Annotated in this window: 9 protein-coding genes; 7 read left to right on the top strand and 2 right to left on the bottom strand. The window is 73.3% G+C overall.

Features of this window, described 5'->3' with window-relative positions; translation table 11 throughout:
* The 7 genes from AC1D15_RS00895 to AC1D15_RS00865 form a co-directional block, all read left to right on the top strand.
* Positions 1–739 (top strand): DUF2138 family protein (locus AC1D15_RS00895; protein WP_477824553.1); only part of this gene is annotated, 739 nt, incomplete at its 5' end.
* An 11-nt stretch (positions 740–750) separates the two neighbouring features.
* A complete protein-coding gene (locus AC1D15_RS00890) occupies positions 751–1,389 on the top strand; it encodes a DUF1175 family protein (RefSeq protein WP_047503611.1) in 639 nt (212 codons plus the stop codon).
* Positions 1,386–5,996, top strand: coding sequence for an MG2 domain-containing protein (locus AC1D15_RS00885; RefSeq protein WP_477824552.1), 4,611 nt, complete (start codon positions 1,386–1,388; stop codon positions 5,994–5,996). The genes AC1D15_RS00890 and AC1D15_RS00885 overlap by 4 nt, the downstream gene beginning before the upstream one ends.
* Before the next feature lie 7 nt (positions 5,997–6,003).
* Positions 6,004–7,662 (top strand): DUF2300 domain-containing protein, encoded by a 1,659-nt coding sequence (locus AC1D15_RS00880; protein WP_477824551.1) that lies wholly within the window; start codon positions 6,004–6,006, stop codon positions 7,660–7,662.
* 2 nt (positions 7,663–7,664) lie between these two features.
* Positions 7,665–8,429: a YfaP family protein gene (locus AC1D15_RS00875; RefSeq protein WP_477824550.1), complete on the top strand. Its 765-nt coding sequence runs from the start codon at positions 7,665–7,667 to the stop codon at positions 8,427–8,429.
* Complete coding sequence (locus AC1D15_RS00870; protein ID WP_477824549.1) at positions 8,426–9,232, top strand: YfaP family protein; 807 nt, start codon at positions 8,426–8,428, stop codon at positions 9,230–9,232. Before AC1D15_RS00875 ends, AC1D15_RS00870 begins: the two co-directional genes overlap by 4 nt.
* 31 nt (positions 9,233–9,263) lie before the next feature.
* Positions 9,264–10,145, top strand: coding sequence for a LysR family transcriptional regulator (locus AC1D15_RS00865; RefSeq protein WP_477824548.1), 882 nt, complete (start codon positions 9,264–9,266; stop codon positions 10,143–10,145).
* Here the strand turns inward: AC1D15_RS00865 and AC1D15_RS00860 are convergent.
* The gene (locus tag AC1D15_RS00860) at positions 10,129–11,403 is read right to left on the bottom strand and encodes a D-amino acid dehydrogenase (RefSeq protein ID WP_477824547.1); all 1,275 of its coding nucleotides are present in this window, start codon (positions 11,401–11,403) and stop codon (positions 10,129–10,131) included. The genes AC1D15_RS00865 and AC1D15_RS00860 overlap by 17 nt on opposite strands.
* On the bottom strand, positions 11,400–12,152 hold the full coding sequence (gene cuyB / locus AC1D15_RS00855) for a cysteate racemase (protein WP_477824546.1): 753 nt from the start codon (positions 12,150–12,152) through the stop codon (positions 11,400–11,402). Before cuyB ends, AC1D15_RS00860 begins: the two co-directional genes overlap by 4 nt.
* Positions 12,153–12,155 lie beyond the last annotated feature (3 nt).

The following is a 12,155-nucleotide window of genomic DNA, read 5'->3' as shown; positions in this document are numbered from 1 at the left end:
GCTGCCGGCCGCGCCGGCCGACCGCGCGCTGTGGTCGGCCGTGCCGGCCAACCCGGCCGCCTGCACGCTGCTGCCGGCCGACTGGGCGCGTGCCAAGGCGGTGGCTGGTTCGCCCGGCTGGACGGCGCTGGCCGACCAACTGGAGGGGCCGGCCGCGATCTGCTGGTACCCGCGGTCGCAGTTCCAGACGCCGCTGGTCGTCGCGCAGATGAAGGAAGGCGCCGCCGATCCGTCGGCCTCGCTCGACGCGCTGACCGACTGGCTGCTGCCCGCGAAGTCCACCAAGCTGACACCGGCCGCACGGGCCGGCAGCAACCGCTGGCAGCGCGAGGTCAAGGCGCCCTGGGGCCCGCATGGCGATGACGCGGCCACCACCTACCGTCCGACGCTCGCGCGCCAGGGCCGCTGGATCACGTTCTCGCCCGACGATGCGCTGGTCGACCAGGCGCTCGATGCCCAGGCCCGGCGCTTCCCGAGCGTCGCCGACAGCCTGCCGGCCGCCCGTGCGACGCTGGCCGTGATCGCGCCGCGCCAGGTGGCCGAACTGGCCCGGCGCGAGGCCTTCGAGGTGCTGCCGCCCGAGCAGGAGCTGTTCCGCCAGGCGGCCGAGCGCCAGCTGGTGCCGCGGCTCGATGCGCTCGCGAAGCTGCCGCTGTCGCGGGCGGTGGCCGATGGCCCGCCCGATGCGAACGGCTGGGTCGCGGTCGAGTGGCAGTCGCTGGCGTCGAAAGCCCGCTGATGGGCCACCCGATGGATCGCCCGATGCTGACCCGGCGCGCGCTGCTGCTCGCCGGCGCCCTGGCCGCGAGCGCCGGCCACGCCGCGCCGACGCGGCTCGACCGCGAGCAGTCGCAGCGTTTCCGCGACTGGATGACGCTGCTGATCCATGCGCAGATCGAACGCGGCCCGACGCCGCGCTGGACGCACCGCGACTGCGCCGGCCTGGTGCGCTTCGCGGTCGCCGAATCGCTGCGCGAGCACGACCTGGCGTGGAAGCGCGCCAACGGCCTGCTCGGCACGCGCCTGCCGCCCGACCTCGAGGCCGGCAGCAGCCAGGGCCTGCGCCATGCGTGGCGCCGCGCCGACGGCACGCGCGATGCCTTCGTCGGCGCGCTCGAGCTGGTGCAGGAGAACACMCGCCCGGTCGCGCGCCAGCTGACGCAGGCGGTGGCCGGCGACCTGCTGTTCTACGACTTCGGCGACGAGCAGCACCTGATGGTCTGGATGGGCCGCTACATCGCGTACCACACCGGCCGCATCGAAGCCAACGACAACGGCCTGCGCGCAGTGCGCGCGGACCAGCTCCTCGGATGGAAGGACACGCGCTGGCGGCCTTCCGACGACAACCCCAACTTCTCGGGCGTCCATCGACTGGCGTTCCTCGCATGAAGCACCTGCACAAGATCTCCTGGCCCGCACTCGCTCTGGTGGCGCTGCTCGCGCTGCCGCCCGTGGCGCCAGCGGCACCGTCGTCACCGATGCCGTTGCCGAATGCCTGGGCACCGTTCTCCGGCGAGCCCTTCTTCCTGCTGTCGGACGCGACCTTCGGCAGCACCGAGCTCGCGAAGGTGCGGCTCGAGGTGAACTCGCCGCAGATGCTGGAGCAGGCCGGCGGCGTCGACGTGCTGGTCTACCGCATCCCGCAGCCGCTCGACTTCCTGCAACGCCAGAAGCACCTGCACCGCGTGCAGGTCGATGCGCGGCCGGCCGAGCCGGGCCTGTCGAACACGCTGACGCACCTGTGGGACAACTGGTCCGTCAAGTCGCGCCTCGCGTGGCAGAAGCTGTTCTCCAGCGACGCGCGCCAGGCCGTCACCGCGCAGGCGCCGCAGCTGAAGACGCCGAAGGAACTGACGAAGCCGTCCACCTTCGAGGAGCCGCCGCAGTTCAAGCCGATCGCCGGCCTCACGGTGATCGAGCGCTTCCGCTACCCGGTGCAGGCCGCCAGGCCGATCGAGCCGCCGAAGGACCTGAAGCTGGCCGGCAGCAGCAGCGAGTTCATCAACCCGTCGCAGGGCAACGTCTGGGTGCCGATCGGCAAGCGCGCGCCCGGCCTGTACCTGGTCGAGGCGATCGCCGGCCGGCACCGCGCGACGACGCTGCTGTTCGTCAGCGACACCGTCGCGCTGACCAAGGTGTCGGGCGAGCAGATGCTGGTGTGGGCCGCACAGCGCGGCAACGGTGCCGCGGTGCCGAAGACGCGCGTGGTGTGGACCGACGGCATCGGCGTGCTGAAGAGCGGCGCGGCCGATGCGCAGGGCCTGGTGCGGCTGGACCGCAAGGCGCCCGAGCAGACCTACGTGTTCGGCGAAGACCCGGCTGGCGGCGTCTTCATCTCCGAAAACTTCTACTACGACAGCGAGATCTACGCGGCCAAGGTCTACGCCGTCACCGACCGCCCGCTGTACCGCCCCGGTGACTGGGTGCAGGTGAAGGTGAGCGGCCGCGAGTTCCGGAGTGCCCGCGAATCGGTGAGCCTGAAGGACGGGCCGCTCGCGCTGCAGGCGCTCGACCCGGCCGGCCAGATGATCGCGACGCAGTCGCTGCGCTTCAGCGGCACGCAGGGGGCCGACACCCGCTTCGCGCTGCCCGACAACGCGGCCGCCGGCGGCTACGAGCTGCGCCTCGCTATGGGCGAGGACGTCTACACCGCGGCCTTCCGCGTTGCCGACTACCAGAAGCCGCATTTCGAGATCACGCTGCTGGCCGACAAGCCCGACTTCGCGACCGGCGACCGCATCGGCGGCAAGCTGCAGCTGAACTACCCGGACGGCAAGCCGGTGGCCCATGCCCGCGTCAGCCTGACGGCGCGCGCGCAGAAGCTGACGATGGTCGAGGGCGAGCTGGACTACAGCGGCCAGTTCCCGCTCAAGCTGACGCAGGACGAGCTGCAGACCGACGGCAGCGGCGTCGCGAGCTTCTCGCTGCCGCCGGCCACCGAGCCGAGCCGCTACCTGCTGACGGCGCTCGCGACCGACGGCGCGGCCTGGCGCGTGCGCGCCTCGAAGGAGATCCTGATCGAGCGCGGCAGCGGCTCGTACAAGCTGACGCCGGAACGCCAGTTCTCGACGCCCGGCGAGGCGGTGGCCTTCAAGGTCAGCGCCGGCGCGCAGGCCGCGGCCGACGGTGCGCGCCCGGCGCGCTGGGAGTGGCTGCGGCTCGAGAACCGCGCGAAGGAATCGGGCGCGATGCCGGCCGCGGCCGGCGATGCGCTGAGCCTGCGCTTCCCGCAGCCCGGCGCCTACACCGTGACGCTGCGCGACGACAAGGGCCGCATCGTCGCGGCCACCTCCCACTGGGTCAGCGGCGACGGCCTGAAGGCACCGGCCGGCAGCGTCACGATGGTGTTCAACCGCGCCGCCTACCGCGCCGGCGACACCGCCGAGCTGCTGCTCGGCTTTCCGGAGCCGGTCGACAACGCGCTGCTGACGCTGGAGCGCGACCGCGTCGAGGCGACGGCCGTGCTCGGCCAGCCGGCCGACTGGGTCAGGAGCGAGCGGCTGGGGCCCACGCAATGGAAGCTGACGCTGCCGGTGCGCGAGGCCATGAGCCCCAACATGACCGTCTCGGTCGCCTACGTGAAGAACGGCGACTACGTGTTCCAGAACCAGGGGCTGATGGTCGAGCAGCCGCGCGTCGCGGTCGGCGTGCGCACCGACAAGCCGGTCTACGCGCCGGGCGACACCGTCACCGTCGACATCGACACGCGCCTGAACGGCCAGCCGGTGGCGGCCGAGGTGGCGGTGGGCGTGGTCGACGAGATGATCTACGTGCTGCAACCGGAGATCGCACCGGCCATCGAGGATTTCTTCTACCACCCGCGGCGCAACAACGTGCGCACCAGCGCCAGCCTGTCCTTCATCGGCTACGACCTCGCGACCAGCAAGCTCGGCGTGCTGCCGTCGTCACGCCAGGTGAACCAGCGCGCGGTCAAGGTGCTGGAGCGTCCGCGGCGCGACAACGTCGACACGGCGGCCTGGGAGCCGCGGCTCGCGACCGATGCGGACGGCCATGCACGGTTCACGTTCCGCATGCCCGATTCGCTGACGCGCTGGCGCATCACCGCGCGGGCGATGCAGGCCGGCGGCGCGGTCGGCCAGCAGGTCGGCTGGGTGCGCTCGGACAAGCCGTTCTACGCCAAGTGGACCAGCCCCGACTGGCAGCGCGAGGGCGACCGCGCGCAGGCCTCGATCGCGCTGTTCAACCAGACCGGCAAGCCGGCGCGCATCGAATGGGAGGCGCGCGGGCCGGGCGTCGAGCGCAAGGACACGCTGAGCGTGCAGCCGGGCATCAACTTCATCGCGCTGCCGATCGCGGCGGATCGCATCGGTGCGGCCGGCGTCAGCCTGCTGCTGCGCCAGGACGGCCGCGTCGTCGACCAGCTCGACACCACGCTGCAGCGGCTGCCGGTGGCCTGGCGCGCCGCGCGCGAGCAGGCGCTCGACATCAGCAGCGGCAGCGCCGCGCTGAAGCTGCCGCCGGACGCGACCCGCGTGCGGGTGGCCTTCGCGCAGGATGCGGCGGCCGGTGCCTTCAACCGCTGGATGGAGGACCTGATCGACTTCCCGTACGGCTGCGTCGAGCAGACGGCCAGCCGCATGCTGCCGCTGTCGATCGCGCTGCAGTCGCTGTCGCCAGCGCAGCAGCCGCTCGCGCCGCAGTTGACGCAGCGGCTGTCGACGGCGCGGCTGTCGCTCGCGCAGATGGCCGGCCCGCAGGCGCGCTTCGGCTGGTGGGGTCGCGGCATGAGCGACGACGCCTTCCTGACCGCGTATGCCTACTACGCCGACTGGCGTGCGACGCAGGCGCTGCGCACCAGCCTGCCCGACGAGCACTGGCAGCGGCTGCTGGACGTGTATGCGAAGGAGGGCAGCGCGCTGCCGCGGATCCAGCGGGCACTGGTGCTGTCGTGGATGCAGGAGATGGGGTTGTCGGTGGGCGCGATGAATGCGAGCCTGATCGAGGAACTGGGCGCTCAGGCGGCCGCGCCCGTGCCGGCCTCGATGCGGGATGGCAGCTGGGTGATGACGGAGGGGCCCGCCGCCGGTTCGCGCGACATCGCGCTGGTGCTGGCGCTCGACACCGCGCTGCGGGCGAAAGGCTCGGTCACGGTCGACGAGCGCGCGGCGGGCGATGCGGCCGCCGCGCGACTCGGCGACTCGCCGTCGCCGTTCGTGCAGTCGCTGCTGATGGCGACGCGCCGCAGCGGCACCGAGAAGGCCGGCGAGCTGCTGGGCCAGGTGGGCGCCGACATGCCGACCTTCGATCGCGCGCAGACCTTGCTGTGGCTGCAGCGCGCGCTCGGCCGCAAGCCGGAGGCAGCCGCCGATGGCGTGACACTGGCCGCACCGTGGCAGCGCAGCATCAGCAGCAGCGGCGACGTCACGTGGACGCTGCCGGCCGGGGCCGCCCTGCCGGCGACGCTCGCGCTGCCGGCCGGTGCCAAGGCGGCCTGGGCCTACGTCAGCTACGAGAGCCGCGAGGCGCAGGCCCCGGCGCTGCCGGTCAGCATCAAGCGCACGCTGTGGCGCGTGGTGACGGAAGCGAAGCCGGCGGCGGCGTCGCAGCCGGCCGGGCAGCAAGCCTCGCCCGACAACGCCCGCATGAACGTCACGCTGGAACGGGTCGAGCCCGGCACGCCGCTGGACACCAACGCGCTGTACCTGGACCAGGTCACGCTCGGTGCGCCGAAGGCGATGCGCTGGGCGCTGCTCGAGGTGGCGCTGCCGCCCGGCGCCGCGGTGGAGGCCAGCACCTGGGGCCTGGACCTGAGCGGCCAGCCGCTGGAACGTGCGCGGCACGAGCCAACGCCGCAGGGCTATGCCGTGCCGGTCGAGAAGCTCGAGGCCGGCGGCTCGGTGACGCTGCGCCACCTGGTGCGCTTCGCGCAGCGCGGCCAGTTCAAGCTGCCGCCGTCGCGTGTGCACCGCATGTACCAGCCGGAGGCCAAGGGCGTCGACGAGAGCGGCGCCTGGTCCACCGTCGAGGTGCGCTGAGGTCGGCATGTTCATCCGCTTCCCGATCGCCATTGCCCTGTTCGCTGCCTGCAGCGTGCAGGCGGCGCCTGCCACCCGGCTGGCGTGGCTGCAAGGCGACCAGACGAGTGCGTTGCAGCGCAGCGGGGAGGGTGCGCAGCCGCTCGCTTCGCTGCCGCGCATGCCGCTCGGCAGCACCTGGAAGCTGTTCGTGCACGGCTACCTGGTGGCGCGCGGCGAGCAGGAGCCGGCCTACCGCTGCACGGCGGCGCAGCGGCCGCCCGACGATGACTACTGCTGCGACCCTGGCGCCTCCGTCGGGCGCGACGAGGCGCTCGCGCGTTCCTGCGGTCCGTATTTCGAACCGAAGCGGCTGGCGCTGTCGCCCGACGACTGGGCGCGCTTCTGGCGCGAGCAGCAGGCGCCGGCCTGGCTGCAGCGGCTGGACGCGATGCAGCCCGGCACCGAGGTCGCGCTGCCCGAGCTGCTGCAGGCGCTGCGCCATGTGCCGGCGGCGTCGCGCCTGGCGGCGCGGCAGGCGCTGCTGCCGTCGGCCACGCGCGATACCGCGGTGCTGGCAGCGCTCGGCGGTGGCCCGCGCTACAAGACCTGGTCGTGGCGCATCGATGGCGAGCGTGCCGGTGGTGCCGTCGGCTGGCTGGCCGACGGCACGCCGTTCTGGTTCGGCGCCGCCGGCACCAGCCGCACCGCATTGCAGTCACAGGCGGCGTGGATCGCGCGGCAGTGGTCGGCCCACGGGCTCGCCGCGCCGCGCGCCGACGCCGCCGCGCTGGCGGCGCAACCGTGCATCGACGTGCGCTTCTTCCAGCGCTACCCGATCCGCGCGGTGCTGCGGGCCGATGGCAGCGAGGCACCCGCCGGCCCGCTGAATGGCCGCCACCGCATCGCATTCCGCAACGGCACGCAGCTGCCGGTCGATGCGGTGCCGGCGCTGCAACTTCGCCTGGAACGCGACGGCCCGGTGATCGATGCCCGGCTGCCGCTGGAGGACTACGTCGCCCGCGTCGTCGACCGGGAAGGCCGCGCGACCGAGCTCGAAGCCGCCCGGGCGCTGGCCATCGCCGCGCGCACCTACGTGCTGCAGAACGCGCCGCAGGCCGAGGCCTGCCGGCAGATCGCCGACGACAGCCGCACGCAGCGCGTCAGCCCGAACCCGCCGAGCGAGGCGGCGCGCGCGGCGGCGGCCTTCACCGACGGCCTGGTGGTGGCCGGTGCCGTGGTGCGCTACCACCGCGACCAGGCCTCGCCCGGCGTGCTGTCGTGGCAGGCCGCGGTGACGGCGAGCCGCCGCGGCGACGGCTTCGAAACCATCCTCCGCAAGGCCTGGCCCGGCATGACGCTGGCCGGCGCACAGGTCGCCGCCGATTGCGAGGCGGTGCCGCAGGCGCACGACTGGCTGCTGCAGCGCCAGCAGCGCTGGCGCGAGCTGCTGCGCCGCGAGGCCGGCTACCAGCCGCTCGGCCCCGAGCTGCGCGTGTGCCAGCTCGCGATGGGCACGCCGCACTCCGACCAGCGGCGGCTGGAGATCCGCGTGCGCGAGTGGCTGAGCCGCGAAGGGCGCGTGACGCTGATCCACGAATACCTGCACCTCGCCTTCCGCGACCATCCGCGCGGCCAGGACGAGGCCTACATCGAACAACTGGCTCAACGACTGGCCGATTCATGAAGATGCTCATTCCCCTCGTGCTGGCCGCTTCGGCCACCGGTGCCGCGGCACAGGCCGTGATCGACGCGCCGACCTCCGGCTGGCGCAGTGCGCCGCCGCGCCAGCGCGACTTCGTGCAGGAAGTCCACTACCCGGCGGCCAGCGTCAACGTCAACGGCCGCTCGGCCACCGCGCTGATCCGCGGGCACATCGGCGCGGCCGCGAAGGCCCGTGCCGACGGGGCGCGCCAGCCGGCGCGGCTGGTGGTCGACGGGGTCGCGATGCCGCTGTCGACGGATGAAGACGGCGGCTTCGCGCGGCCCTGGTCGTTCGGCAGCGGCAGCCACGGCGTCGAGGTGCGCGCACCCGGCGGCGGGCCGGTCAAGCGCACGCAGTTCTACGAGGCGCAGGCCGGCCGCGTGCCGACGCGCCTGCGCGTCGTGCTGAGCTGGGACAGCGACAACACCGATCTCGACCTGCACGTCGTCTCGCCCGACGGCGAGCATGTGTTCTACGGCGCGCGCGTGGCCGGCAACGGCGGCGCGCTCGATGTCGACGTGACGACCGGCTTCGGCCCCGAGATCTTCGCGACGCCCAGCCCGGTGCGCGGCGCGTACCACGTGTTCGTCAACTACTACGGCGCCGGCGAGCGGCGCGACGTGATCACCACCGCGCAGGTTGCGATCGTCGAGGACGAAGGCACGCCGCGCGAGAAGCAGCAGGTGTTTCGCGTGCCGATGCGCAAGCCGGGCGAGCTGACGCTGGTGCATTCGTTCCTGGTGCCATGAAACGCAGGCTGCTTGCGGGGCTGGCCGCCGCGGCACTCGGCACCGCGATGGGCCCGGCCCATGCCGACCCGGAGGTGACGATGACGCACCCGCCCGGCGGCTGGACCTACAGCGGCATCTCCGACGACCCCGGCCGCGTCAGCTACGCCTACCCGAACAACCTGATCGAGCGCGGCGGCCAGCGCGGGCGCACGCTGATCGAGGGCCGGCTGAAGCAGGTCGGTAACGCGCGCGGCACGCCGACGATGGTGGTCAACGGCAATGCGATGCCGCTGTACACCGGCGATGACGGCCGCTTCGCGCGGCCGTATGCCTTCGGCCCCGGCTCGAACGGCATCGAGATCCGCGACGCCGAGGGCCACAGTCGCAAGCGCGTGCAGTTCTACGAGGCGAACCGGCTGAAGAGCCTCGCGAAGATCCGCATCATCCTGGCCTGGGACGACCCGCAGGCCGAGCTCGACCTGCACGTGATCACGCCGGACGGCCAGCACGCGTTCTTCGCGGCGCCGGTGCTCACCAACGGCGGCGGGCTCGATGTCGACAGCGTCGACGGTGCCGGGCCGGAGATGTTCTCGATGACCGCGCCGATGCCGGGCGTGTACCACGTGTACGTCAACTACTGGGGCAACTTCGGGCCGGGCGGCTACCACTTCGACGAGTCGACGCGCCAGCAGCCGGTGATCACCGCCCGCGTGACGCTGGTGTTCGACGAGAACACCGGCGCCGAGCGGCGCGAGACCTTCACGGTGCCGATGCGCAAGATCGGYGACCTGATGCTGGTGCGTTCGGTGCGGCGCGGCTGAGAGGCATCGAGAAGGCGATACTCCCCGCGCCATGCGCATCAAGCACGTCGAAGTCTTCAACGCCATCATGCTGACCGGCACCGTGAGCGGGGCCGCGCGCCTGCTGCACGTCACGCAGCCGGCCGTCACGCAGACGCTGCAGCATGCCGAGTTGCAACTCGGCTACGCGCTCTTCACGCGCCAGCGCAACCGGCTGGTGCCGACGCGCGAGGCGCAGGCGCTGTACCCCGAGGTGCAGCGGCTGGTCTCGCAGCTCGAATCGGTGCGGCGCCTGGCCGGCGCGCTGCGCGGCGGCCAGCAGGCGGCGCTGCGCATCCTGGTGGTGCCGTCGCTCGCGGTGCATGCGCTGCCGCAGGCGCTGGCGCTGTTCCGCCAACGCCATCCGTCGCTGCCGGTGGCGATCCGCACGCTGCACTCGCCGGAGATCGCACAGGCCATCGCGCTGCAGGAGGGCGATGTCGGCATCGTGTTCGGCCCCGGCCAGCATCCCGCGGTACAGCAGGTGCCGGTCGCGCAGGGGCGCATGGTGTGCGTGTCTGCGGCGCGCAGCGGCGACCGGCGCAGCACCGTCGAGCTGGCCGAGGTGCTGCGCAGCAGCTTCATCCGCATCGACGAGCGCGACCCGATCGGCGCGATGCTCGCCGAGCAATGCGCCCGCGAAGGCCTCGCCCCCGAAGGGGGCATCACCGTGCAGACGCACCACATCGCGATGACGCTCGCGGCGCAGGGCTTCGGGCCGGCGCTGATCGATTCGTTCACCGCCGCGGCGGCCGACGACACGCTGCAGGTGCGCACGCTGGTGCCCGAGGTGCCGGTCGTCATCAGCGCGCTGCTGCCGCAGGGCGAGCGTTCGCCGCAGCCGGTCGACGACCTGATCGACGCGTTCCGCCGCGTCGTCAGCCCGGCAGCCTGAACGGCGTCGCGTCGATCGACGGTGTGCGGTCCTGCATCAGCTGCGACAGCAGCCAAGCGCTGCCGCACGCGAGCGTCAGGCCGAGCGCGCCATGGCCGGTGTTCAGCCACAGCCCGCCGATGCGCGTCGGGCCGATCAGCGGGCGCGAACTCGGCGTCGACGGGCGCAGGCCGGCCCAGGGCTCGGGGTCGCCGGTCTGGAAGGCGCCGGGGAAGGTGTCGGTGGCAGCCTGCAGCATCGCCTGGATGCGGCGCGGATCGATGCGCAGATCGGCACCGCGCAGCTCGGCGAAGCCCGCGATGCGCACCCGCTCGCCCAGCCGCGCGTAGACCAGCTTGCGCGCCGCATCGGTCACGCTGACCTGCGGTGCCCGCGCGGCGTTCGCGACCTGCAGGCTGACGCTGTAGCCCTTGATCGGCTCGATCGGCAGCTGCACGCCGAGCGGCCGCAGCAGCGCGGCGGCGCCGGGGCCGGCCGAGACGACGAAGGCATCGGCCTCGATCTCGCGCTCGCGATCGGGTCGGCCGGCATCGACGCAGCGCAGCGCGTGCACGCGGCCATCGCGCTGCACGAAGCCCGCGACGCGCGTGTCCATGCGCCAGCGCGCACCGCTGGCCGTGGCCAGCGCCTGGCTCAGCTGCTGCGCATCGGTGACGGCCTCGTCGGGCGTCCAGATGCCGAAGGCGATCGGCGCGCGGTCGTGCGCGAGCKCGGGCTCCTGCCGCCGGCACGCCTCGGCGTCCAGCACGCGCTGCCGGCAGCCGAACCGGGCCTGCCAGGCGACCTGTCGCTGCGCCGCGTCGCGCTTGCCGGCATCGCGGTGGATCACCAGCTTGCCGGCGTGGCGCACCTGCACGCCGAGCGGCTGCTCAGCCGGCGCTTCGCGTTGCCAGCGCGCCAGCACGTCGCGGCTCAGGAACGACAGCCGCAGCAGCGCCTCGGTGGTCTGCTGCACGCGCGCCTGCGTGCAGGCGCGGATGAAGGCGGCCAGCCAGCACCAGTGCGACAGCTGCCAGCGCGGCTGCCACGACAGCGGGCTGTCGCGCGACAGCAGCCAGCCGGGCAACTGCCGCAGCGCGGCGGGTGTGGCGAGCGGCTCCACATAGCTGTAGCTGAGCTGCGCGCCGTTGGCGCGGCTGGCGCCCTGGCCGGGGCGGTCGGCGGCGTCGACCAAGGTCACCTGGAAGCCCTCGCGCGCGAGCGCCATCGCGGTCGCACTGCCGACCACGCCGGCGCCGATCACGCAGACGTGCTTCATGCCGCCAGCGCGCCGGTGGCTTCAGCTTCTCGCTGCGTGAGCGACCACGCGACGACGGCGCGCGCCAGCGCATCGGTCGCATCGATCACCGGCAGGCCGAGGCCCGCTTCGTCGAGCACCAGCGGCAGCTCGGTGCAGCCGAGCACCAGCGCGTCGGCGCCGCGCCGCCGCAGCGCCTGCGCGGCCTGCATCAATGCGTCGCGGCCGCGCGCCAGCTCGCCGGCCTTCACCGCGGCGATGCCCGGCATCACCAGCTCGACCATCTCGACCGCGGTCGGCAGCACCCACTGCACCGCACGCGGCTGGGGCCGGTTCAGGTACAGGCCCGAGGCGAGCGTCGCGTCGGTGGCGAGCAGCCCGAGGCGGGCGCCGGGCGCGCGGCGGGCGGCCTCGGCCAGCGCCGCATCGGCGAGGTGCAGCATCGGCAGGCCGAGCGCCGCCTGCAAGTCGTCGAACCACAGGTGCGCGGTGTTGCAGGGCAGCACCAGCAGCCCGACGCCGGCCGCCGCCAGCCGCTCGCCGCAGGCCAGCAGCGCAGGCAGCGGCGATTCGCCGTCGCCGCGAAAGGCTGCTGTGCGGTCGGGCACCTGCGGAATGCTGCTGACCATCATCGGCACATGGTCCTGGTCGCGGCGGGCCGGCGTCGCGGCCAGCACCTTGTGCAGGAAGTCGAGCGTCGCGAGCGGCCCCATGCCGCCCAGCACGCCGACCAGCCCCGCGCTGCGCGGCGTGCGCGCTGCGTCGTTCATGGC

This window comes from Rhizobacter sp. P2_H2, from assembly GCF_056403375.1.
The sequence above is the reverse complement of the archived record's forward strand: the minus strand, read 5'-3'. Positions and strand labels throughout refer to the sequence as shown.